Source organism: Cohnella boryungensis, assembly GCF_042651945.1.
Lineage (GTDB): Bacteria > Bacillota > Bacilli > Paenibacillales > Paenibacillaceae > Cohnella > Cohnella boryungensis.
Window position 1 is genome coordinate 137,778 of record NZ_JBHSED010000058.1, and the last position, 24,542, is coordinate 162,319.

At 56.9% G+C, this 24,542-nt stretch carries 19 protein-coding genes and 1 pseudogene; 16 read left to right on the top strand and 4 right to left on the bottom strand.

Translation table 11 applies throughout. The annotated features are described in order from the left end of the window. The first annotated feature begins 10 nt into the window (after positions 1–10). The 6 genes from ACFO1S_RS22345 to ACFO1S_RS22370 all read left to right on the top strand — a co-directional run bounded on the left by ACFO1S_RS22345 (position 11) and on the right by ACFO1S_RS22370 (position 7,306). A complete protein-coding gene (locus tag ACFO1S_RS22345) occupies positions 11–943 on the top strand; it encodes a cation diffusion facilitator family transporter (RefSeq protein ID WP_378127690.1) in 933 nt (310 codons plus the stop codon). A gap of 80 nt (positions 944–1,023) precedes the next feature. Further along, complete coding sequence (recJ, locus tag ACFO1S_RS22350) at positions 1,024–3,459, top strand: single-stranded-DNA-specific exonuclease RecJ (RefSeq protein ID WP_204601730.1); 2,436 nt, start codon at positions 1,024–1,026, stop codon at positions 3,457–3,459. Positions 3,460–3,587: 128 nt separating this feature from the next. Continuing rightward, entirely contained in the window at positions 3,588–4,100 is a 513-nt protein-coding gene (locus tag ACFO1S_RS22355) for an adenine phosphoribosyltransferase (protein WP_204601729.1), read from the top strand. Positions 4,101–4,380: 280 nt separating this feature from the next. Continuing rightward, entirely contained in the window at positions 4,381–6,573 is a 2,193-nt protein-coding gene (locus ACFO1S_RS22360) for a RelA/SpoT family protein (RefSeq protein WP_204601728.1), read from the top strand. 34 nt (positions 6,574–6,607) lie between these two features. After that, positions 6,608–7,054 (top strand): D-aminoacyl-tRNA deacylase, encoded by a 447-nt coding sequence (dtd, locus tag ACFO1S_RS22365; protein WP_204601727.1) that lies wholly within the window; start codon positions 6,608–6,610, stop codon positions 7,052–7,054. A 69-nt stretch (positions 7,055–7,123) separates the two neighbouring features. After that, complete coding sequence (locus ACFO1S_RS22370) at positions 7,124–7,306, top strand: hypothetical protein (protein ID WP_204601726.1); 183 nt, start codon at positions 7,124–7,126, stop codon at positions 7,304–7,306. 62 nt (positions 7,307–7,368) lie between these two features. Here ACFO1S_RS22370 and ACFO1S_RS22375 read toward each other — a convergent pair whose 3' ends face one another. Next, positions 7,369–11,790: a carbohydrate binding domain-containing protein gene (locus ACFO1S_RS22375; protein WP_204601725.1), complete on the bottom strand. Its 4,422-nt coding sequence runs from the start codon at positions 11,788–11,790 to the stop codon at positions 7,369–7,371. 617 nt (positions 11,791–12,407) lie between these two features. Between ACFO1S_RS22375 and ACFO1S_RS22380 the strand changes: the two genes are divergently transcribed. From ACFO1S_RS22380 to ACFO1S_RS22390, 3 genes are all read left to right on the top strand, one after another. Next, complete coding sequence (locus tag ACFO1S_RS22380; RefSeq protein ID WP_204601724.1) at positions 12,408–12,647, top strand: hypothetical protein; 240 nt, start codon at positions 12,408–12,410, stop codon at positions 12,645–12,647. A gap of 327 nt (positions 12,648–12,974) precedes the next feature. Then, positions 12,975–13,436, top strand: coding sequence for a hypothetical protein (locus ACFO1S_RS22385; RefSeq protein ID WP_204601723.1), 462 nt, complete (start codon positions 12,975–12,977; stop codon positions 13,434–13,436). 301 nt (positions 13,437–13,737) lie between these two features. Beyond that, positions 13,738–13,968: a hypothetical protein gene (locus tag ACFO1S_RS22390; protein ID WP_378127612.1), complete on the top strand. Its 231-nt coding sequence runs from the start codon at positions 13,738–13,740 to the stop codon at positions 13,966–13,968. Positions 13,969–13,983: 15 nt separating this feature from the next. Here the strand turns inward: ACFO1S_RS22390 and ACFO1S_RS22395 are convergent, their stop codons facing one another. Next, positions 13,984–15,132, bottom strand: a complete 1,149-nt coding sequence (locus ACFO1S_RS22395) for a LacI family DNA-binding transcriptional regulator (RefSeq protein WP_378127614.1) — start codon at positions 15,130–15,132, stop codon at positions 13,984–13,986. 549 nt (positions 15,133–15,681) lie between these two features. On the opposite strand from ACFO1S_RS22395, the gene hisS reads away from it, so the two are divergent. From hisS to ACFO1S_RS22415, 4 genes are all read left to right on the top strand, one after another. Then, on the top strand, positions 15,682–16,962 hold the full coding sequence (hisS, locus tag ACFO1S_RS22400) for a histidine--tRNA ligase (RefSeq protein WP_204601719.1): 1,281 nt from the start codon (positions 15,682–15,684) through the stop codon (positions 16,960–16,962). Then, positions 16,959–18,797 (top strand): aspartate--tRNA ligase, encoded by a 1,839-nt coding sequence (aspS, locus tag ACFO1S_RS22405; protein WP_204601718.1) that lies wholly within the window; start codon positions 16,959–16,961, stop codon positions 18,795–18,797. The genes hisS and aspS overlap by 4 nt, the downstream gene beginning before the upstream one ends. Positions 18,798–18,818: 21 nt before the next feature. Next, positions 18,819–19,577: a tRNA threonylcarbamoyladenosine dehydratase gene (locus tag ACFO1S_RS22410; RefSeq protein ID WP_204601717.1), complete on the top strand. Its 759-nt coding sequence runs from the start codon at positions 18,819–18,821 to the stop codon at positions 19,575–19,577. Between the two features lie 171 nt (positions 19,578–19,748). Beyond that, positions 19,749–20,423: a TVP38/TMEM64 family protein gene (locus ACFO1S_RS22415; RefSeq protein WP_378127616.1), complete on the top strand. Its 675-nt coding sequence runs from the start codon at positions 19,749–19,751 to the stop codon at positions 20,421–20,423. 99 nt (positions 20,424–20,522) lie between these two features. Here ACFO1S_RS22415 and ACFO1S_RS22420 read toward each other — a convergent pair whose 3' ends face one another. Together ACFO1S_RS22420 and ACFO1S_RS22425 are read right to left on the bottom strand one after the other, a co-directional pair. Continuing rightward, on the bottom strand, positions 20,523–21,179 hold the full coding sequence (locus ACFO1S_RS22420; RefSeq protein ID WP_204601715.1) for a DUF2642 domain-containing protein: 657 nt from the start codon (positions 21,177–21,179) through the stop codon (positions 20,523–20,525). Positions 21,180–21,236: 57 nt separating this feature from the next. Beyond that, on the bottom strand, positions 21,237–21,995 hold the full coding sequence (locus ACFO1S_RS22425) for a hypothetical protein (RefSeq protein ID WP_204601714.1): 759 nt from the start codon (positions 21,993–21,995) through the stop codon (positions 21,237–21,239). Between the two features lie 343 nt (positions 21,996–22,338). Here ACFO1S_RS22425 and ACFO1S_RS22430 point away from each other — a divergent pair, with 343 nt between their 5' ends. From ACFO1S_RS22430 to ACFO1S_RS22440, 3 genes and pseudogenes are all read left to right on the top strand, one after another. Next, positions 22,339–22,716 (top strand): hypothetical protein, encoded by a 378-nt coding sequence (locus ACFO1S_RS22430; protein ID WP_204601713.1) that lies wholly within the window; start codon positions 22,339–22,341, stop codon positions 22,714–22,716. A gap of 216 nt (positions 22,717–22,932) precedes the next feature. Further along, positions 22,933–23,937: a CotH kinase family protein gene (locus ACFO1S_RS22435; RefSeq protein ID WP_378127618.1), complete on the top strand. Its 1,005-nt coding sequence runs from the start codon at positions 22,933–22,935 to the stop codon at positions 23,935–23,937. Between the two features lie 78 nt (positions 23,938–24,015). Beyond that, a pseudogene (locus ACFO1S_RS22440) lies at positions 24,016–24,450 on the top strand (AAA family ATPase); the annotation flags it as partial. Between the last annotated feature and the right edge of the window lie 92 nt (positions 24,451–24,542).

Sequence of the window (24,542 nt, forward strand, 5' to 3'; positions counted from 1 at the left end):
TCAAGTGGCAATGGACCAACGCTCCGTCGCTGCTGAACGCGGCTCCCGGGTTTCCGTGTGGGGGCTGCTCGGCATGTGTATCGTCAAGGGTTCCGTCGGTTGGTTTACAGGAAGCAAAGCGCTTCTGGCTGATGCCTGTCATACGGCCGCCGATTGCGCGGGTCATTTCACTTCTTATCTCGGCTTGCGCAAAGCGCGTCTGGATTCCGGCAAGCCGGGAAATTCCAGGCAGCAGCCGGAATTCGTAGTCGCGATCGTTCTTTCTTCCATTCTGCTCGTAGTCGGGATCGAGATGGGGGTTTCCTCCGTTCGATCGGCGGTGAACGGAACCGATAATCCGCCCGGCGTTGGCGCAGTTGTCGTCATCGCAGCGGGAATCGGCGCCAGGGAGGCTCTTGTCCGCTACAAGCGAGTGAGCGATAGTAAATTGGGCATTCGGGGAGAGCGCGGCGACAGCCGTTCCGATATTGCCATTTCCCTAACCGCCCTGATCGGCGCGGGCGGAGCTCTGATCGGCGAGATGTACGACATGCCCGCGTTATATGTGCTGGACCCGGCGGCGGGGCTTGCGATCTCGGTGTTCGTGATTCGCATGGGCTATCGGATGACCTCCGGGGTTCTTCAAGCCTCGAATCGCGACGTCATCGGCGATGAGGACGCGCAGACGCTGCTCGAAGCCGTACAGAGAGTGGATGGCGTTGTCGAGGTGGATGAAGTGATCGCCAGAGAGTGCGGACATTACATCGTCCTGGATGTCGCGATTCGAGTGAACCCCCGAATCAGCGTATTCGAGGGTCAAGATGTCGCGCTCCGTGTCCGGCGTCAATTAACGAAAAGATTTCTTCATGTGATGGACGTGAACGTCAAGGTTCAGCCTTACGATCCGGGCTATCCGTACAAGTCGAACCATCACGAGGAAGAATTGTCTTCTCTTGTGCAGTAATGCTCTGTTATGCTCAGCAGCTCCGCCGCCAATAGGGCGGCGGAGTTATTTTTTCGTTTAACGGCAGGGGGAAAACGGTAGTGATCAAATCCAAATACAGATGGGATATGCCGACTGCGGCGGCAGAAAGCGTGGATGAGCTGGCCGAACGGCTGGGCGTCACTCGCCTGGTAGCCGGGGTGCTCGCGGAGCGGGGCTGGACGGACGTGCAGGATACAATCGACTTTCTGGAGCCGACTGTGGAAGGCTTGCTTGATCCGTTCCTGATGAAGGATATGAGGCAGGCTGCGGACCGGATCGAACGGGCCGTCAGAGAAGGCGAACGTATTCGCGTATACGGAGATTACGATGCCGACGGCGTTACGTCCACGGCCCTCATGATCCGACTGCTCACGGAGCTGGGAGCAACCTTCGATACGTACATCCCCCACAGAAGCCGCGAAGGATACGGCTTGAATAACGAGGCTCTGGATCGGGCTGCGGAGGCCGGGGTCGATCTGCTGATTACGGTAGACAATGGAATCAGCGCCGTGGGACAGATCGCTTATGCGACGGAGATTGGCATCGACGTTGTCGTCACCGATCATCATGAACCGCCGGAGACGCTTCCTCGCGCCGTAGCGCTTGTGAATCCGAAGCAGAAGGATTGTCCGTATCCGTTCAAAGGGCTGTGCGGGGCTGGCGTCGCCTTCAAGCTGGCGCATGCCCTGCTTGGCCGTCCGATGCTGGAGTACGCGGATCTGGCCGCCATCGGAACGATCGCCGATCTTATGCCGCTTACGGGAGAAAACCGGATTATCGCGAGGCTTGGGCTGGAGAGCATGCGAAGCCGCCCCGTCGCCGGAGTGCGTGCGCTTGCGAGAGTGGCGGGCTTCGAGGCTGCGGAATTGTCCAGCGGAAGAATCGGCTTCTCGCTTGCTCCGCGTCTGAATGCCGGAGGCAGGCTCGCTCATGCCGACAGCGCAGTGCAGCTTTTGACTGCCGTATCTGAGGAAGCGGCAGATGTCTACGCGTTGGAGCTGGACCACTTGAATCAGGAGCGCCAGGCTCTGGTGGAGCAAACCTTCGCGGAGGCGGACGGGATGTGGCAAAGCCTTCTGGAGAGGAAGGAGGCGGGGCGCGTCATCGTATTGGCGAAGGAAGGCTGGAATGCCGGGATTGCGGGTCTGGTCGCCTCCAAGCTCGTGGAAAAATATTATCAGCCGGCCTTTGTTCTGGCCATCGATTCGCAGACGCAGCTATGCAAAGGATCGGGTCGCTCGATTGAAGGATTCGATCTGTACGCCGCCCTGAAGGATTGCGAGGACCTGATGGAGCACTATGGAGGCCACCAGGCAGCCGCTGGTCTTACCTTGCATCGGGACAGGGTGACGCTGCTTGCCGAGCGTCTTGACCGATTGGCCGAGCAGCGGCTGAAGGAAGAGGACTGGCAGCCCAAACGGCGTGTCGATCTATGCGTAACTCTGGGTGACGCAACGCTCGGGGCGGTAGAGCAGTTGTCCCGTCTGGAGCCGTTCGGCAACGGCAATCCTGCTCCAAGGATCGCTCTGCGAGACGTGACGATTTGCGATAGCCGGACGATGGGCAAGGAGAACCAGCACTTGAAGTTCACGATCGAGCAATCGGGACAATCGATCGACGTGGTCGCTTTCGGAATGGGAGCGCAGCGAGAGCGCTTGGCCCCCGGACTGCGGATCGATCTGCTGGGCGAGCTGTCCGTGAACGAATGGAACGGCAATCGCAAGGTGCAGATGATGTTCCAGGATCTGCGCTCGGAGCAGCTTGCGATAGCGGACAGACGAGGGGAACGCAGTCCCTGGGCGGCAATGGAACGAATCGCCGCCGTCTCTTCGGGGACGGAGCTGCTGATCGGCTGCGCGTCCCGTGCTGGGCTCGAAGAGGCTTTGGGCAGATTCGGCGAGTCGGGCGCGCGGATCGGATTGTATCATCCCCCCGGTCTTGAGCGCGGAGTGCCGGACGAGGAGGTTCGCGGGGAAACGGCCGCAGCTATGGAGAACGGAGGAGCCGCGCAGCATCTGGTCCTTCTCGGCTTGCCGTCGACAGAGTCGGAAATTGTCGCGTTAAAGCGCTGGCTCGCGCCGGAACGGGGGCTGGAACGCGTCACCGTGCTTGACGATCCTTCGTCCTCCTCTCGGCGATCGACCGGAAAGGGGAGCGGGGCCTTCCCTGAGCGCAAGCAATTTGCTGAGGTGTATGCGTTATGTCGGAAGAAGGGGCAGTGGCTGGAGGGACCTGACGGCTTTCTGCAGGAAACGGCGCAAACGACAGGTCTGCCCTTGGCGGTCGTTCGTATGATGCATGAAGTGTTCATCGAGCTTGGATTCATCGATAGCCGTGGCGCATCGCGCAAGGCTGTGAGCGATCCTCCGAAGCGGCCTCTGGATGAATCGCCCCGCTACCGCAGGGCAAAGGAGCAGAACGAAGAGCGCAGGCTGGCCGAGATGTCCGCAGAGCAGCTTCATCTATGGATGAACGGCTGCCATTCCCGCGTCTGACGAACCGGGCTGCGAGAAGTCTGAAGCAGGTGTCGGCTTAGGTAGCCAAAAGCCGATCAAAAAGTGTATAATGCATTTCGTGCGAGCTCGAAGAAAAACGTTTCATTTCAATAAAGGAGTCTGATCCCGTGAACTTCAAAGACTACATTCGCGTTATCCCCGACTTCCCGCAGCCGGGAATACGATTTAAGGATATCACGACGCTGCTTAAGGACGCTGCGGCTTACCGGGCGGCGATCGACGCCCTGAAGGAGCTTGTGAAGGATAAGGAAATCGACTTGATCGCGGGGCCCGAAGCCCGCGGCTTCGTCATCGGCGCCCCGCTTGCGATCGAGCTTGGCGTAGGCTTCGTGCCGATCCGCAAGAGCGGCAAGCTTCCGGGGGAGACGGTGGAAGCGGCTTACGATCTGGAGTACGGCAAAGATCGGCTGGCCATTCACAGCGATGCGATTAAACCGGGGCAGAAGGTGCTGATCGCGGACGATTTGCTTGCGACGGGCGGCACGATCTCTTCGACGATTAACCTGATCAACCAGCTAGGCGGCGAAATCGTCGGCGCAGCCTTCCTAATCGAGCTCAGTTATTTGAACGGGCGAGATAAGCTTGGAGGTCTCGACGTCGTATCTCTCGTTACCTACTGACCTGCGTATCGCGTCAGCTTAGACACTTTCGGCCGGCTTAGCCTGCCGAAGGTGTCTTTTTTTCATGCACCGCCCATTCTACACTGCAAACCGTGCGAAGATTGCCAAGCCAGTGGGTTAGGCGATGGCGCAGGATTCGAGCGAATACGCGCGCGAGCTTTGCTTGCTGGGTCTAAAGTCTCTCGCGCAGGTTGACGATTCGCGTTGCGAAGAGGCATAATGGTAGCAATCACTTCAGGGGAAAAATCCGGTGTCAGGCGCCGTCGGAAAGGAAATAAGCATGGGCATGGAGTTGCTTCTTGAAAAAGCATCTACGTATATGAAAGAGCAAGACTTGCAGAAAATCCGGGATGCTTACGAATTTGCCGAAGAAGCGCATCGCGGTCAAGTCCGCAAATCCGGCGAGCCTTACATTTTGCATCCGCTGGCCGTTGCGGAGATATGCATGGGCATGCAGATGGACGTCGTCACGGTCATGGCGGCGTTGCTTCATGATGTAGTCGAAGATACGAATGTGACGCTGGACGATCTTCGCGAACGGTTCGGGGAGACGCTGGCGGGACTCGTCGACGGCTTGACGAAGCTGGAGCGCATCCAGTTTCAGTCGAAGGAAGAGCAGCAGAACGAGAACTATCGCAAGATGTTCGTGGCTATGGCCAACGATATCCGCGTGATTTTAATTAAGCTGGCTGACCGCCTTCATAATATGCGTACGTTGAAATTCCAGTCCGAGGAGAGCCAGCGGCGCATCGCGCACGAGACGCTGGAAATTTTCTGCCCGATCGCTCACCGTCTGGGGATCAGTTCAATTAAATGGGAGATGGAGGACATCGCCCTTCGTTTTCTCAATCCGCAGCAATATTACCGTATCGCCCATCTCATGAAGATGAAGCGTACGGAGCGGGAGCAGCACATTGCGGAGCTGATCGAACGAATTGGCGAGAAGCTGGCCGAGATGGGCATACAAGGGGATATCTCGGGGAGACCGAAGCATATCTACAGCGTGTACAAGAAAATGATGAGCCGCAACAAGCAATTCAACGAGATTTACGATATGCTGGCGATCCGGATTCTGGTCGACAACGTGAAGGATTGCTACGCGACGCTCGGCATCATTCATACGCTGTGGAAGCCGATGCCGGGGCGCTTCAAAGACTATATCGCCATGCCGAAGGCGAATATGTATCAGTCGCTGCATACGACGATCGTTGGCTCGACGGGCGAACCGACCGAAGTGCAAATCCGCACCTGGGAGATGCACCGGACGAGCGAGATCGGAATCGCGGCGCATTGGGCCTACAAGGACGGAACGTCGGCGGGGGTCGTGCCGGGCAGCTTCGGGGAGAAGATGAACTGGTTCCGCGAGATTATAGAGCTGCAGCAGGATACGCAGGATGCGGCGGAATTTATGGAGTCGTTGAAGATGGACTTCTTCACCGATCTCGTATTCGTGTTTACGCCCAAAGGGGAAGTATTCGAGCTGCCTGCCGGGTCGGTTCCGCTTGATTTCGCTTACCGCGTGCACACCGAGGTAGGCAATCGAACGATCGGCGCCAAGGTGAACGGAAGAATCGTGCCGCTGGATCACAAGCTGAAAACAGGGGATATCGTGGAGATCCTGACCTCCAAGCACTCCTATGGGCCGAGCCAGGATTGGCTGAAAATCGCGCAGTCCTCGCATACAAGGAGCAAAATCCGCCAGTGGTTCAAGAAGGAGCAGCGCGAGGAGAGCGTGGACAAGGGACGCGAGCAGCTGGAGCGGGAGCTGAAAAGGCTCGGCTTGGAGCCCCATGAATGGATGGGAGACGACAAGCTGCTGGAGGCTGCGAAAAAGTTCACGTTCAACGACGTGGAGGATATGCTGTCCGCTATCGGCTTCGGCGGAATTACCGCGGCGCAAATCTGCACCAAGCTTACGGAGAAGCTGCGCAAGGAAGCGGAAGAAGCGCAGCAGATTCAATTGACGGCCGAGGTCAAGGAGATGAAGGCGCCCGCGTCTGCGGCAGAGAAGAAGCGCTCGACGCAGGGCGTCCGCGTCAAAGGCTCGGACAATCTGCTCGTTCGGTTCGCCCGCTGCTGCAATCCGGTGCCGGGAGACGACATCATCGGGTATATTACCCGGGGACGGGGCGTATCGGTACATCGGACCGACTGCCCGAACATTCCGACGGCCGAGGATGGAGAAGAGGCGGCTCGCGTCATCGAGGTCGATTGGGAAGAAGCGGTCGAATCCAATTACAGCGTCGAAATCGAGATTCTGGGTCACGACCGCCGGGGGTTGCTGAACGAAGTGCTGCAAGCCGTCTCGGAGAGCAAAACGAATATTTCGGCGGTGTCCGGCAGGTCCGATAAAAACAAGCTGGCGATTATGCACATGACGATTTTGATTCGCAACAAGGAGCACTTGCAGTCCGTCGTCGATAAGATCAAGCGAGTCAAAGATATTTTCTCCGTACAGCGGATGATGCAATAGAGAACTAAGCAAGGCAGGACGGAGGAAGCGTGTCATGAAAGTCGTCGTACAGCGGGTATCCGAAGCCCGGGTTGTCGTGGAAAAGCAAGTCGTGGGCGAAATCGGCCGCGGCTTGATGCTGCTTGTCGGCGTCGGACAGGAGGATACGGAGCAGGATCTGGTCTGGATGGCGGACAAGCTGGCCGGCCTGCGAATTTTCGAGGACGATTCGGGGAAGATGAACCTCTCGGTGGAGGACGTGCAAGGCGCCGTCTTGTCGGTTTCCCAGTTTACGCTTTACGGAGATTGCCGTAAGGGGAGACGGCCGAATTTTATGGGCGCCGCCAGACCGGAGACGGCTGAGGCGTTCTATGAGCAATTCAATGATCGGCTGCGGGTGCGCGGACTTCGGGTAGAGACCGGCAGGTTCGGGGCGATGATGGACGTGTCGCTGGTGAACGACGGGCCGGTAACGCTGATTCTGGATAGCCGTCAGGGTTGAGAATGCCGCCGTCTGGCAACACTACATGCCATAACCTTCTTGGTTGGGCAGGAGTGTGAATAGGGGACTATGCGGCAATCACGCAAGGAAAAAACGATGGAATGGCTGATGCGGGAGGGGATGATGCCCGAGCGCAGAGAAGCGGCGGCGCGCTCCGGGCAGAACGGCGAGGAGTTCGGAGACGAGCTCGGGACAGGTCCCGCAGCGGGCCCCGCTCACGGCAGGCGAAGCTCTCCCGGCGGCCGCGGATAATACGGCCTAGAAAACCCCATCCGAGACCGGCTCCTGCAGCCGGCTCGGATGGGGTTTTAGTATTACGGCTTCTCGGTTAAGGCGACTTCGTCGATCCAGATGCTGTGCGGCTGGAACTGGTCTCCGGGAACATTCTGACTACCGAGCAAGAAGTTCAGCTTCGCATTCTCGTCCTGCTCCCCGCCAACGGTAAACTCGAACGAGTAAGTGTCGGCGGCTGCGGTCAGAGCAAGCGATTGAGCGGACAGGTGCAGACCCGAGCCGCTTCGCTCCACTTGAACGAGCACGCTCTTGTTTATAGACGAGCTGGCTTTGAAGGAGAGAACATAGGTTTTGCCTGCCAGGAGCTGAAGTTGGTCCTGATAGAGCTGCGTGGACCAGGGAAACCATCCGTCATAGTTCGGAAAGTCGACCTTAAGACTCTGATTGTCGATGGAGAAGCCCGAGGTTTCCGCCCCGTCGCTCAGATAGGTTTTCCAGTACTCCATGTTCTCGTCAAAATGACCGTTCTGCAAAGATCGTCCTTCCGCCGCCGCCGCCGGAACCTCGACAAGGCTCACATTGTCGAACCACACGGAATGAGGACTTCCGATTTCGGCGTCGATCCTGCCTAGCAGGAAGTTGACATGAGCGCCGGCGTCCGTTGCCGAACTGGACGAGAAGGAGTAGCTGAAGCTCTGCATTTGCGAGGTCAGTTGGACAGTCCGAGGCTCCAAATATTTCTGATAGTCTCCGCCCTTATGCTCAACGACAACCTGGATGCTGCGGTTGATGCTTGCCCTCGCGTCGAAGCTGAGTCTGTAGCTTTTGTTTTGCTCTATCGTCGCATTCTCGTAATCGATCTGGGCGTTCCAGGAATCGGGACCGCTGCGGCTTACCTCAACCTTCAATTCTCCGTCTTCGGCAGCTACCGATCCCGCGACGCCGGCAGCGTCATGGAAATAGCTGGTCCAGCCTGCCGCATTTGCGTCAAAGGTGCCATTGGCAAGTCGGTTGCTGACGGCTACGGCCGCTTTCGGTTCGAAGACGATGTTGTCGAGAAAGACGTCGTGAGCGCCAAGCGCCGTATCTCCGGGAAGCGCGCCAAGCAGGAACTTCAACCCGACCGTTTCCGTTCCGGATTTGGTGAATTCGAACTTGAAGCGCTGCTTCGTTGCGGTCAGATCGACGGTGCGGTCGAAGGCGCGCTGGTAGGAGCCGTTCTCGGCCACCACCTGCAGCTTTCTGTTCGTTGTGGCGTAGGCATCGAATTGTACGATATAGGACACCGTATTGGCCGTTAGCAGCTCATCCTGGAGAAACAGTACGCTCCAGGGCTGCGTTCCGATCGCGCCGATCGCCAGCTTGGCCTGGGACTGCTCCACGGAAGGCGCAAGAACGGCGCCGTCGTTGGCAATTCCCGACCACGCGGCGAGACCCGCATCGAACTGTCCATTGCGAAGCGGGAATTTGACTACGCCCGGATCCAGATATTCTCCCAGACGCACGAGCTTGACGTTGTCCCACCGTAGGCTGCCGGTCGAGCCGCCCAATTGGAACACGATCTGTCCTTCATCGGTCGTGGCTCCCTGCATCGTAAAGCTGAACGTATGATTTTCCTCCAAGGCCGTCAGGTCTATGGTTTGCTCCGCATAAACCTCGCTTCCGTCCTTGCTCACGAATCGGACAATCACTTGCCTTGGCGTATTGGCGCTGCCCTCCCAGGTGAGCCGATAGGGCTGACCCTGAATGAGCGAGAGGCCCTTCTGTGCAAGCTGAACGTCCTGCGCCCCCGAGCCGCCGTCTGTGACAGTCACATTCAGTTTGCGCACCGCAGGATCGACGTTCGCGGCCGCGACGGCGCTTCCCTGAGCAGTCAGATGCCAGTATGACAAGCGATCCGGCTCGCCCAGATCAAAGGTTCCGTTGTAAATATGATTGCCCTCGGAACCATAAGGAATCTTGGGAGAATCGTGATCAAACGGCAAGGCGTCGACCTCAACGAGCTTGACGTTGCCGAGCCACACAGGGCGCGCATTCGTCCCCATATTGAATTCGATTCTTGCGGCAGCGTCCGAGGCTTCCTTCATCTGGAACATCATTTCATAGGTCTGGAACGTATCGGTAAGCGGCGCTGACAAGGTAGGCGAATAGGCTACGAAGCCTCGGGATTGTCCCCCGGTCAGCTTGACATTGAGACCGCGAGCCGTATCGGTCTTCGCTTCGAAGGTCAGCTTGTAGTTGCGTCCCTTCGCAAGAGAGACGATGGACAGCGGCTGGACGGAATAAGCGTTGCTTCCCGCGCTGGCGATATTGACCTTGATGTAATTCCGGTTGTTTATCGGCTCGATGGCTACAGATGCGGAGGCGTTGGCTTCCTGGAACAGGTTCCAATGGGCCGTGCCGTCAATGCCCATGCCCGGATCGCCGGCGATGGTCTCGGTGAACCCGCCGTTGTAGACGAGATCGTTGTCGGGCGCTTGCGGCAGCTTGGAGCCCGGAGCGTAAGCTTCCTTGACGAAATTCGGCGGCGTAGGCGGATGGTAGCTTCGTCCCGTCAGCTCGTAGACGCGGACGTAGTCGATCTCCATGGCTTGCGGGAAAACGGTGTCGGGCGTCGGATCTCCATCGAAATTGCCGCCGACGGCCAGGTTCATCAGCAGATGGAACGGCTGGTCGAACGGAGCGGGATAGGCATAGTTGGCCGGTTCATTCTGGCTGCGGCTATACCAGTCGTTCTTCGTGGAATAGAGAATCCCGTCGACGTACCAGCGAATTTCGTTGGGCTCCCATTCGATCGAATACGTATGAAATTGCTGGGTCGTGCTGTCGGTGAACTTGTATTCGTTGCCGGAGTGCGTATTCCCCGGCCACTGCTGACCGTAATGGATCGTTCCGGCGATCGTGTCGGGTCTGCTGCCCCACGTCTCCATAATGTCGAGCTCTCCGGAGGCGGCCCATACGCCATAGGCGGAATTCTCCGGCAGCATCCATATGGCAGGCCAGAGGCCTTTGCCTGCGGGCGTTTTGGCCCGAATCTCGAATTTTCCGTAGGTTTTGCTGAACAACCCTTTCGTTTTAATGCGGGATGAGGTGTAGCCGAAGCCCTCGTAGTCTTCCTTCCTTGCGGTAATCACAAGGCGGCCGTTCTCTTCCTTGACGTTCTCCGGGCGAGAAGTGTAGTATTGCAGCTCGTTGTTGCCCCATCCGGGATTGTTGACCGATGCGCCGTTGGTCAGATCGAACGTCCACTTGGCAGGATCGATCGCATTGTCGTCGAATTCGTCGCTCCATACCAAAGTCCACGGATTGGCAGGCGTAGACGGGTTGCCGCCACCGCCGCCACCGCCGCCGCCTCCGCTTGCGGGGGTGACGCCAGATCCAGAGGAGATCCCGGCTGGCAGAAGCTGTCCGTTAAAGCGCACCTCGACGGCCTGATTGTCGAAGGTCTGGACGCTGCCTTTGCCTTCGATGACGGATTGACCGGCTCCCGGCGCGAGGATTAACTGCTTGATGACGGCGCCTTCCTCCAGCACGATGCGAGCAGGACCTTCGATCCTTAGCGTCTCGACCGTTCCAGTGAGGACGACGCGGACGGGGCCCTCCTGCCGATCGACGACGAGCGTATTGAGATGGGAATCGCGAATATGGATGCTATTCTCGCCGCCTCCCAGCACGAAGGTAGTTCCTCGAACGGTGACGCGATCAAGCCGGGCGTCTCCGTCCCCGATTCCCGGGGCGAGGTAGAGATGGCCATCTATGACGGTCTCTTTCAGTACCGCTCCGTCCTTGTTGACAATAGCGTTGCCTTTGACCGACCGGATATCGATTGTGCCGCTTTGCCCCGCATAGAGGGAGATCATGCGATCCAGCAGCGCAGCGAGCTCGGCGCGTGTAATCGTTTTGTTCGGACGGTACGTTCCGTCCGGAAAGCCCTTCGCATAGCTGCCGGAGACGAGCGCATCAATTGCGTGAACGACATTGTCCTCCAACGAGCCGACATCGGTGAAGGAGACGGGCTTGTCATCGGCGGCTTGCAGGCGGAACAGCTTCGCCAGGGCAACGGCCGCTTCCGCACGGGTCACCGGCCGTCCCGGGGAGGCCGCTCCGTCGCTTGAAAGCTCCAGGTAGCCGGAGCCGAAAGCCAGGGACATTTGTCGATGCGCCCAGGTGCCGACGGCAATATCCTTAATGGCCTCGGAAGAATTTCCCGCTTGTATGCCGAAAAGCCGATTAAGCATCGCAGCCAATTCTACCCGCGTAATGGGCTGATTCGGGCGAACGGAAGAATCCGGGTAACCTGAGACCACCCCGTAGTCGTTCATACGGCTTATTGCCTGCGCTGCCCAATGGGTATCGGGAAGATCCTTAAAGCCGGTTTTCTGAGCCGCAGCAGCCGAACCCGGCTGGGCGAGGCCGGTCAAGCTGCTCAGCAGCATGGACACAACGAGCAGGCAAGAGGCGACCGCCGGGATTCTTCCTCTAATAAAGCCTTTCCGCAGCATGATAAAGCTCCTTTCAATGAGGGGAATAATAGCTGGGACAACAACAAACGAACTCGGCTCCTTTCGTCAGAATGTTCTTTTCTTGTAAGCGCTTGCTGATCTGCAAACGGAATGTCCTACGTGGGACATTTGTATCAGTATAGGTGTGGAAAGATTGGTTTTCAATTCCCATTTTTAAAGGTGTGATTTTTTTAGGTGGAGGGTGCAGTAGGGATGCAGTGGCTTGGCTGTCAATGTTTCTTAGCAGCAAATTGCGACGATGGAAGCGTGTAGAGAGACGAAGGAGCGGCTATGGTCGCAAATTGCGACGATGGGAGCGTGGAGAGAGGCGAGGGAGCGGAAATGGTCGCAAATTGCGACGATGGGAGCGTGAGAGAGACGCGAAGGAGCGGCTATAGTCGCAAATTGCGACGATGCGAGCCCGTAGGGAGGGGAAGGAGCGGCTATAGTCGCAAATTGCGACGATGGAAGCGTGGAGAGAGGCGAAGGAGCGGCTATAGTCGCAAAATGCGACGATGGGAGCGAGAAGGGAAGCGAGGGAGCGGCAATAGTCGCAATATGCGACGATGGGAGCGAGAAGGGAAGCGAGGGAGCGGCAATAGTCGCAATATGCGACGATGGGAGCGTGGAGAGAGACGAGGGAGCGGGAATGGTCGCAAAATGCGACGATGGGAGCGTGGAGAGAGGCGAGGGAGCGGAAATGGTCGCAAATTGCGACGATGGGAGCGTGGAGAGAGACGAGGGAGCGGAAATGGTCGCAAATTGCGACGGTGGGAGCGTGGAGAGAGACGAGGGAGCGGAAATGGTCGCAAATTGCGACGATGGAAGCGTGTAGAGAGACGAAGGAGCGGCTATAGTCGCATATTGCGACGATGGGAGCGTGGAGAGAGGCGAAGGAGCGGCAATAGTCGCAATATGCGACGATGGGAGCGTGGAGAGAGGCGAAGGAGCGGCTATAGTCGCATATTGCGACGATGGGAGCGAGAAGGGGGCGAGGGAGCGGAAATGGTCGCAAATTGCGACGATGGGAGCGAGAAGGGGGCGAGGGAGCGGAAATGGTCGCAAATTGCGACGATGGGAGCGTGTAGAGAGACGAAGGAGCGGCTATAGTCGCATATTGCGACGATGGGAGCGTGGAGAGAGGCGAAGGAGCGGCTATAGTCGCAAATTGAGACGATGGGAGCGTGGAGAGAGACGCGAAGGAGCGGCTATGGTCGCAAATTGCGACGATGGAAGCGTGTAGAGAGACGAAGGAGCGGAAATGGTCGCAAATTGCGACGATGGGAGCGTGGAGAGAGGCGAAGGAGCGGCTAGTCGCAAATTGCGACGATGGGAGCATGGAGAGAGGCGAAGGAGCGGCTATGGTCGCAAATTGCGACGATGGGAGCGTGGAGAGAGACGAGGGAGCGGAAATGGTCGCAAATTGCGACGATGGGAGCTTGGAGAGAGGCGAAGGAGCGGCTATGGTCGCAAATTGCGACGATGGGAGCTTGGAGAGAGGCGAAGGAGCGGCCATAGTCGCAAATTGCGACGATGGGAGCGTGGAGAGAGGCGAAGGAGCGGCTATAGTCGCAAAATGCGACGATGGGAGCGAGAAGGGGGCGAGGGAGCGGAAATGGTCGCAAATTGCGACGATGGGAGCGTAGAGAGAGACGAGGGAGCGGCAATAGTCGCAATATGCGACGATGGGAGCGTGGAGAGAGACGAAGGAGCGGCAATAGTCGCAAAATGCGACGATGGGAGCGAGAAGGGGGCGAGGGAGCGGAAATGGTCGCAAATTGCGACGATGGGAGCGTGAGAGAGACGCGAAGGAGCGGCTATAGTCGCAAATTGCGACGATGCGAGCCCGTAGGGAGGCGAAGGAGCGGCTATAGTCGCAATATGCGACGATGGGAGCGTGAGAGAGACGAAGGAGCGGCTATAGTCGCAATATGCGACGATGGGAGCGTGGAGAGAGGCGAAGGAGCGGCTATAGTCGCAATATGCGACGATGGGAGCGTGGAGAGAGGCGAGGGAGCGGAAATGGTCGCAAATTGCGACGATGGGAGCGAGAAGGGAAGCGAGGGAGCGGAAATGGTCGCAAATTGCGACGATGGGAGCGTGGAGAGAGACGAGGGAGCGGCAATAGTCGCAAAATGCGACGATGGGAGCGTGGAGAGAGAAGAAGGAGCGCTCTAGCTAGTATGTCTAAGGTTACTCAGACGGGGAAGCCCGTCGGCAGGAATCGCGCTCTGTAATCGCGGCACGGAACGATGAGGGCTCGGAAGGGGGGACGGTTGCGCCCTCCAAGCGTTCGATCAGGCTCAAGGTAACCGAGACGGCCATTTCTACGCGGGGCACCTTCATGCTAGTGAGCGGAGGATGCGTATATTGGGAGACGAGCAAATCGTCGAAGCCAAGCACCGACACGCGATCCGGTACGGCAATCCGATGCTTCGCCAGCGCTTGGAGCGCTCCATAGGCTGTCAGGTCGTTTGAGCAAAATATCGCCTCGGGCAAGCGATTCTCCCGCAGCCAGATTTCGATCGCCTCCTCGCCGCTCCGCTCGACGAAGCGCCCCCCCATGATGTCATCGCTGGCCACGGTCAACCCGCGTTCCCGAACGGCTTCCAAGAAGCCTTCGAGTCGTTGATCGGAGCAGGGGATCGAACGGTCCCCCGTGACGAAGCCAAGGTGCTTGTGACCAAGATCGAGCAAGTAGCAAGCGGCATCGTAAGCGCTCCGGCAATTGTCCAGATAAGGAAAGAGAACGTTGGCTGCGGGGGTCTGCACGTTGTTCTGGTCGAAGACGGCAATGGGAAAGCCCGCCTCCGCAACCCGATCTGCGATGGCTTGCACGTTGGACCAGCTGATAATAATGCCCGCGTCGACGCTCCGTTTCCTGTACATGCTTAATAGTTCATCCGCATTCGAAATATCGATGATGGAGACCAGAACGTTGTAGCCTTTGGAGTTGCTGCAGCTGATGATGCCGCCGATAACGGCGCCGTAGAAGAGATCGTCCGTATACAGCTTGTATCGGCGGACGTCTTGAACGATAAAAATGCCGACGGTGGTCGGCTTGCTTGAAGACAGCTTGCGGGCTGCCGCATTTGGTTCGAAGTGGTGATGCTCCATAATGCTCCGAATTCGGGCTACCGTATCGGGCTTGACGTTCGTTGCCCCATTCAACACTCGCTGCACCGTTTTGCGGGATACGCCGGCCAGACGGGAAATATCGTAAATATTCATCGTGTCCATCCATTTCGATTGGAGGATATGAAGCGCATTCCCACCCAGTCTAGCGAATTGCCCAAGCGGGGTCAACCGGGGAGCAAAACCGTTGACGGCATGACGCAGCATCGAAAGAAGAATCCGCTTACTTTTTTGTAACAAAACTGTAATCTGATATACATCCGACGTTAAACTTGGTCGTCTATTCTATAGACGACCCCCTTTTTCAATATAATTAATCATTGAACCTGCCCTTTTCGGCAGGTTATTTTCTTGATTTGGCCGGTTGGCGTTGAGTGCGCTTCTTGACAGGCCTTCGGCAACAGACTACAATAAGTAACAATTGCATGAAGCCATAGATTCAATGACGGGAATGAGTAATCCAACCCCAAGCCCCCAGAGAGGAAAGCCATCGGCTGCAAGCTTTCCGGCGATGATTGGACGAATGACCTCCCCGAGAACCGAAAGGGAAAGATGCCTGGGCGATCAGGGATCGAGTAGCTTTGCGGCGTAGCCGGGCGTTAACCGGATGAAGCGCAAGCCTGCGGAAAAGCATGGCTTGAACGGCGGGTGGCACCGCGGGAGCATGTCGATCACGCTCTCGTCCCTGACGATCTTTAGTTAAGATCGTTCTGGGACGGGGGCTTTTTTAATGTTTGGAAAAGGAGCGAATGAGCAATGGGATTCCAGAAGCCGCCGGGCACCCAGGATATTATGCCGGGCAGTTCCGAGATGTGGCAATACGTAGAGAATACGGCTCGCGAGATCTGCCGGCGTTACCGGTTCAGCGAGATTAGAACGCCTATCTTCGAAGGCACCGAGCTGTTCAAGCGCGGAGTCGGAGAGACGACGGACATCGTCGAGAAGGAGATGTACACGTTCGAGGATCGAGGCAAGCGCAGCATGACGCTTCGCCCCGAAGGCACGGCAGGCGTCGTTCGCTCCTACGTGGAGAATAAGCTGTACGGCGAGCCCGATGTGACCAAGCTGTACTACCTTGGTCCGATGTTCCGCTACGAGCGTGCGCAGGCGGGCAGATACCGGCAATTTCACCAATTCGGAATCGAGGCTCTCGGCTCGGACGATCCGGCGCTGGATGCGGAGGTTATCGCCCTGGGCTACGCCTTTTACCGCGAGCTCGGCTTGACCGGGGTAACGGTGGAGTTGAATTCCGTCGGCACTCCGGCCGTTCGGGCGGCGTTCCGGGAGAAGCTGCTTGCGTTTCTGCAGCCGATGCGGCAGTCTCTGTGCAGCGACTGTCAGTCGAGAATTGACCGCAATCCGCTGCGGGTGCTGGACTGTAAGGTAGACCAGGACAAGTTCACGGATGCGCCTTCGATTCTGGACAGCTTGGACGACGAATGCGAGCGGCATTTCGCTCGCGTTCGCGAATGTCTGGACGAGATGGGGATTCCCTATCGTCTTAATCCCCGTCTTGTGCGAGGGCTGGATTACTACACCCACACGGCTTTCGAATATAAAGCCCAGGGCATCGGAGCGATCGACACGGTTGGCGGGGGCGGACGCTACAACGGCCTCGTGGCGGAAATCGGCGGGGACGACAAGCCAGGCGTCGGCCTGGGCATTGGCCTGGAGAGAACGCTGCTGCTGCTGGCTGACCAGGGGATCAAGCCCGATCTCGGCAATCGCGCCAACGTCTATATCGTGGCAATGGGAGAACGGGCGGAGAAGGCCGCTCCGGCGCTGATCCAGCGGCTGCGTAATGCGGGAATCGCCGCAGAGCGCGATTATCTCGGCCGCAAGACGAAGGCGCAGTTCAAGGCGGCGGAACGCAGCGGGGCTCGCTTCGCAGCGGTGCTCGGCGACGATGAGCTGGATCGCGGAGAAATCTCGCTGCGTTCTGTTACAGGCGGCGAGCAACAGGCTGTTAAGCTGGATAACCTGGCGCCAACGATTCTAAACATTTTGTTAACTGAAAAGGAGAATAACCACAAATGATGCTCAAATCGAACGATTGCGGCAAGTTGACCAAGGAACATATCGGCCAGACGGTTGTACTGAACGGCTGGGTGCAAGGCTGGCGGGACTTCGGAGGCCTGCTCTTCATCGATCTTCGCGACCGCACAGGTATCGTTCAGATCGTCTTTAACCCGGAAATCTCCAAGCAAGCGCTCGACTTGGGAAGCCGCGCGCGCAACGAATATGTACTCGCCGTGAAAGGCCAGATTGTCGAACGCGATCCCGAGACGGTTAACGCGAATCTGGCAACGGGAGAGATCGAGGTTCAAGTGTCCGAGGTAGAGATCGTCAACGCGGCCAAAACACCTCCTTTCCCGATTGAAGACGGGGTGGAAGTGGATGAATCGCTGCGCTTGAAATATCGTTACCTTGACTTGCGCCGTCCGGAGATGCAGAAGACGCTGCTGCTCCGTTCGAAAGCGACGAAGGTGTTCCGGGATTTCCTGGACGACAATGGCTTCATCGATGTAGAAACGCCGATTCTGACGCTGAGCACTCCCGAAGGCGCTCGCGACTATCTGGTTCCGAGCCGGGTTCACCCGGGCGAGTTTTTCGCTTTGCCGCAATCGCCGCAACTGTTCAAGCAGCTGCTAATGATCGGCGGACTCGAACGCTATTACCAGGTCGCTCGCTGCTTCCGCGACGAGGACCTGAGAGCGGATCGCCAACCGGAATTCACGCAGGTGGACATCGAGACCTCGTTCGTGTCCCAGGAGCAATTGCTTGGCATGATGGAGCAGCTGATGGCCCGTCTGCTTCGCGAGACGATCGGCGTGGAGATTCCGACACCGTTCCAGCGGCTGACGTATCATGATGCCATTCATAAGTACGGCTCCGACAAGCCGGATCTTCGCTTTGGTCTGGAGATCGAGGACGTTACGGACATCGTTCAGAGCAGCGATGTCAAGGTATTCGCCTCCGTGGCCGCTTCCGGCGGCGTCGTGAAGGCTTTGAACGCCAAGGGTTGCGCAAGCTGGAGCCGCAAGGAGCTCGACGATCTGCAGCCGTTCGCCGCGCGTTACGGCGGCAAGGGCATTGCCTGGATCACGGTGAAGGACGGCGAATGGCGCGGTCCGATCGTGAAGTTCTTCAAGCCGGAGGAAATCGCCGCGCTGACGGAACGTCTGAATGTGGAGGAGGGCGACTTGCTGACGTTCTCCGCCGACAAGCTGAAGACGGCCGCCGACGTAATGGGCAATCTGCGCCAGAAGGTTGGCCGCGACTTGGGTCTGATCGACAACAAGGCTTTCAAATTCCTATGGGTCGTCGACTTCCCGCTGCTTGGCTGGGATGAGGAAGGAAAACGCTTCGTGGCGGAGCATCATCCGTTCACCCGTCCGAACGAGGACGATATCGCGCTGTTCGATACCGATCCCGGCGCAATTCGCGCGCAAGCCTACGACATCGTGCTGAACGGCTACGAAGTAGGCGGAGGCTCCATGCGGATCTATCGCCGCGACGTGCAGGAGAAAATGTTCGCAGCGCTCGGATTCTCCCCTGAGGAGGCGAAGGAGAAGTTCGGCTTCTTCCTCGATGCGTTCGAGTACGGCACGCCTCCGCACGGCGGCATCGCCTTCGGTCTGGACCGCTTGGTCATGCTGTTGAGCGGACGCACCAACCTGCGCGAGACGATCGCCTTCCCGAAAACGGCCAGCGCAACCGACCTTCTGTGCGATGCGCCTTCTGCTGTCGCGGATCGTCAGTTGGAAGACCTGCACGTACGCTTGTCAGCGAAAGCGGTCGCCGCGCTGGCGAAAAGCGCCGCTCCTGCCGCGTCCGCCGCGGAAGAGCCGGCCGAGCAAGTCCAAGGCTGATCGGAAGGGGCGAGGACACGCATGCTGCATCAATTCTCCAGAACGGAGCTTGCGATCGGACCGGAAGGGCTTGCGGCGCTTAAGGGAAGCACCGTCGCCGTGCTCGGCATTGGCGGAGTCGGCGGCATTGCCGCCGAGGCGCTGGCGCGTTCCGGCGTTGGCCGGATCGTGCTGATCGATAAGGATGTTGTCGATATTACGAACATCAACCGCCAGATTCATGCGCTGACGACAACTGTCGGTCAGCCGAAGGCGGAGCTGATGAAGGAACGAATCAAGCTGATTAATCCTGATTGCGATGCAGTCGCATTACGGATGTTCTATACGGAAGAGACGTATGAGGAGCTGTTCAAATTTCCTCTGGATTACGTCGTGGATGCATCCGATACGATTATCTACAAGGTGCATCTCATTAAGCAGTGCCTGGAGCGCGGAATTCCCGTCATCTCCAGCATGGGGGCCGCGAACAAGATGGACCCGAGCCGCTTTCAGGTGGCGGACATTTCCAAGACGACCGTCGATCCGATCGCTCGCGTCGTAAGAAGAAAGCTCCGCAGCGAAGGGATCAAGCGAGGCGTTAAGGTCGTGTTCTCGACGGAGGAGCCGATAAAGCCAAGGGAGGATGTTACGCAACGCATCGTTCCGGACACGGCGCCGGAAATTCGCAAAGCGCAGCAGCCGCCATCCAGCAACGCCTTCGTGCCACCGGTCGCCGGATTAATCATGGTCAGCGTCGTGTTTCGCGAGCTGCTGGAGAAAGCCGGAATTACGAACGGGTAAACGATCGGAGCAATTAGCGGAGGCTCTAGCAAACCGTCAAACACTTGGGAACCTTGTGTTTGGCGGTTTTTTTGTCGGCCATGACAGGAAGAGCTTTGACGAGGCAAGCTTGGGATGGGATACTGGGAGGGAAGGGAGCGTATTTGAACGATGCGAATGAAGGATGACAACATGAGGCTAGAAGATGTTGAAGATGCTCGCATTCCTTCGCCCTTGCCCTTGTGGAAACGGGGGTTGTCCGTGCTTGTCTATACAGCGGTTATTGCGAGCATCATTCTGTTCCGATCCGAGATCATGCTGTGGCTGGATCGGATTAGCGAAGTGAATCCTCTCGTTGTTGTAGCGGCGGCGACCGTGCTGGCTCTCGTGCCTGTTATCCCCTTTCCGCTGATCGGCGGGGCGCTGGGGGCGGCTTTTGGCTCCGGCCTCGGAGCTATATACACCTGGACGGGCTCCACGCTTGCTTCCCTGCTTATGTTTCTGCTAGTGCGATCGTTGTTTTTGGATTGGGGCCAACGCTTGCTTCATAAGACCAAGGCCATTAGCAAGATGACGGGCTGGTTTGAGCAAAATTCCTTTCTGTTTATTACCGCGACTCGAATGATCCCGTTTATTCCTTCCATTGTCGTGAACGTCTATTGCGCATTGAATCGAGTGGGTTTCTGGCCTTATGCGATCGCTTCGTCGCTAGGGAAAATTCCAGCAATGGTATTGTTTGCCATTCTCGGGAATCAACTGTTGAACGAGCCGAGCGGCATGCTGTTAACCGTTGCCGTGTATGCAGGCTTCATTTTGCTAGTTTACGTGGGCTATTTTAAAATCTATGTTCGTCGTTCGGCTGAATAGGGGCAATCGGGATTCATGATCCTCTTGGTCCTTCGACGAAGGCGCGAAGAAAGACTATCCGGGCAAAGAAGCCGGATAGCCTTTCACTGTTATGCACGGTTACGGCCGATGGATAGTCTTGATGTGGTCGAGGTGGATAAAGGTGCTTGCCCCGTCTGCCGTGACCAGTTCAACCAGGTTGTTGCGCACCGACTTGAGCAGACCGATCTTCTCGGGATGTTCGCCCAGATTGAGAATGACGAATTCGTTCTCGAATTTTTTCAGCTGCTGATCGAACGTGCGGGCCAGCGAAGCGGTAGCGGGATGAATCGGGAATTTCTCCTGATCCAAAGCATATGGCGTCGTATGAGGATCGTAAGGGACGAGTATTTTCAGATGACGCATCGAAACATACAGAGATCGGTACATGGGGGAGTAGAAGACGAAGAAGTCGTTCATAATGCTGGTGACATACCCATGAACCGTCTGACTCCCGGCGATGTACAGCTCGGTGAACATGCCTTTGGCATTCAGCAGCACTTTGCGGTAAGACAGCTCGATCGCGGGATCGAGCGGCGGCTCTGAAGGCTCGCCGAAGTTGGATTCCTGAGGCGGGCATCGGGTTAGAAGCTGAATATGAATAAGCGGGACATATAGAAATTGGGTTCCGTTGTGCAAGACGAGAATGTCAGGGCCAAGGTCGATCAGATTTCCTTTGACAGCCAGCCGGATGCCGGAGACGGTGAGAGATACGGACTGGTTCAGGTAAGTTTCCATAGGTTCAGCGGAAGCACCTCCTTTGCGACTGCGATTCGAACCTGGACATGGCGATCGTTAACGGCGGCCATTTCCTTTACTTTTGTTTTGTTGTCCTCCGCTGCGGCTTTTGCTGCCCGATTTATTGCCTCCGGATTTGTTCTTGCCTCCAGATTGGCTTTTGCTCCCGGATTTGTTCTTACATCCAGATTTGTTCTTGCCTCCAGAATGGTTTTTACTCTCGGATTTGTTCTTGCCTCCGGATTGATTTTTGCTCCCGGATTGATTTTTGTTCTGGTTGCTGCTTTTGTTGTTGTTCTTTTTCGAGACGCCGACGTTTTTGATGTGGAAGATCGGAATGCGAACGAGCTCGCGGTCGACGATCAGCAGCACATTGTCCGAAGAGATCTCGGCGAGGAAGCCATCCAGCTTCTCATGACCCCCGCGATTGATTTGAATGTGCTTATGCCGCAGACGGGACAGCAAGGATTGAAAGCTAGGGGCGCTGATGTGACTTTTGTGGACGCCGTGAGTGCGCGATCCGCCTGTGCGTCCGCCGCTTCCTCCGGATTTTCCTCCGCTGTGCCCTCCGCTTCTGGAGCCTTCGGTGATGCTCTTGACGTGGGTTCCGTTGACATACACCATTACACTGTCGGAGTGGATGACCAGATAGTCGCCGGGAATCGCTACGAGTATGCCGGCTACACTGTCATGCCCGCCGCGATTTACGCGAATGCTGCGTCCGACCAAGTGACTGGCATGCAAAACGTTTGTGTGGGTTCGAGGGTGGGGCTTCGCAGATTGGTGACCGGACTGCGGCTGGAAACTATGAAACATAGAATCATTCTCCTTCCGTATTGGGGGGAATCTAAAGCTTAATAGCTTTGCTGGACAAGCTTAGGCGGTATGCGCAATAGTCATCGACCAATCAATGCGGCTCCGCGGCTAATTCTCCTTATGGATTATCCCTCCTTTGCACTTGTGGGGGAAGTGAGTTTGTAATCTATAACTATGTGTACCAATTATGAGAAGATACGGTTGGTTGTCCGAGTAGAGGTGAAAATCCGCTAAAACCAGCGTGAAAAGGCCTGTTTTCGCTGTTGTTCTGCGCTTGTCTCTATCGGCGGGAGGTTGAGGTTCATAGACTGTAGCGATCTTCCAAACAGGAGGTGCAGAAGAAGTGAATTCACGAGCTCAAGGAGGCAGTCGCTGCCGTCCGAAGCGCTATTATCGAAAGTGCAAATGCAGATGGGTAAAGGGCGGAGGCAATAAAAGAAAAAACAATCAGACTCCGGATACGCAGCAGCCAACGGATACGGGACCGGACAACGAGCATCAGTCGTGGGGAAGCTGGGGCCATGACCGGCACCGCGGACGCACGGGAGGAACGGGTGGACGTACAGGAGGACCAGGAGGACGCACGGGAGGCACGAGTGGACGTACAGGAGGACCAGGCGGGCGCACGGAAGGAACGGGCGGACGTACGAGAGGGACAGGCGGGCGCACGGGAGGAACGGGCGGACGGACAGGCAAAGGCCGCAGCAAAGGCCGGTGCTGAAATCAAAGGTATCGTATCAATGCAATAAGAAGTCTCGCCGGGAGAATCTCGCGCCGCGAGGCTTTTTTTCGAGAACGTCTCTAGACGAACGCCGTTTCCGCCAATGTCGGGGCGACATACGCTGATTCTGTTGGAGCTTCGGTTGAAACAGAAAGGCGGGACAGGATGCCTCTATCGGTCAGAGAGCTTCGACTTAGTGAAGAAGCGCGCCGGAATATGGAAAAGAATCTATGGAACGATCTCTACGTTCCAGGCACAATGACGACCAACGGTAAAAAGACATCGATATCTGTTCGTTACCGAGGAGGGCATACGCGGAGCTATCCGAAGAAATCCTACGAGGTGGTGCGCAAGAATCAAGCCTTCCACTATAATGCGGAATACGACGATCCCTCGCTTATTCGCAACGCGCTTTCCTTCGCCTTTTTTCCGATGATCGGCGTCCCCGCCCCGCGAACGAAGCATGTTCTTCTGACCGTCAACGGCGAGTCCAAGGGCGTGTATCTGGAAATAGAAGGCGTAGAACGGCTTTTTTTTCGCAGAAGGCGGATCGGGGCGGCTTCGTTATTTTACGCGATCAACAACCGGGCCGATTTCGGACTGTTCTCCTCGGAGTCGAACCGGCCGAAATCGTCGCTGCTGGCCGGCTACGAATATCGGTTCGGACAGAGTGCGGAGAAGACGAGGCTGAAGGCATTGATCAAAGGTCTGAACACCTTGACGGGGCAGAGGGCCGAGACATTCCTCCGAGCGCGATTAGACGTGGACAACTACCTTCGTTGGCTTGCGGGAGCGGTGCTTACCGGCAACTACGACGGCTTCGAGCAAAATTATGCGATCTACCGAAGCTCGAAAACCGGCAAGCTGCGGATGATCCCATGGGATTATGAAGGGACATGGGGACGCAATTGCTACGGTCGTCTCGTGGAAAGCGATCTTGTGGCAGTGTCCGGCTACAATGTGCTTACACGTAAGCTGCTTGGGTTCTCCAGCATTCGCAGGCAGTATCGGGCGGTGCTGCAGGAAGCGATCAATGGAGCGTTCACCGAAAATAAGCTCATGCCGGTCGTGCATGGGATGATCGATAACCTCGAGCCTTACGTTCGAGAGGATCCGACGCGCCGATGGTCCTATCGGGAGTTCGTCGGCGAGCCTTACGTTATCCAGAATTATATTCGGGAAAGAAGAGCGATCATCAAGGGGCAGCTTCACCATCTCTAGAGGAACGTATGCTCCCGTTCTCTTCCTGCAAACCCGCGTTTCTGCTATGATGAATAGGAGAAAGGGCGGGTTATTGCTATGGATTTATTCAGCTTTCAAGCGAATTCGGAGCCTCGCGGACGGCTGCTGGCCGATCGTATGCGGCCCGAGACGCTAGAGGAATATATCGGCCAGGAGCATCTGATCGGGCCGGGCAAATTGCTTAGAAGGGCGATCGAGGGAGACGTCGTCTCCTCGATATTGCTGTTTGGGCCCCCAGGCTGCGGCAAGACAACGCTTGCCCACATTATCTCCAAGCAGACGCAAGGAGACTTTGTTCGCTTGAACGCAGTGGATGCCTCGGTCAAGGATGTTCGCGAGGTAATCGAGCAGGCGGACAGCAACAAGAGCCTGTACGGCCGCAAGACCATTTTATTCCTTGACGAGGTGCATCGGTTCAACAGCGCCAGGCAGGATGCGCTGCTCCCGGCCGTGGAGCGCGGTACGATTATCTTCATTGGGGCAACGCCCGATTATATGCAAGCTATTTTTGGAGAGAAATTAAAATTTCCTGTAAACAAGCGGATATACGAATATTTCTCTAAAGTAAAAAAACATTACGGAGA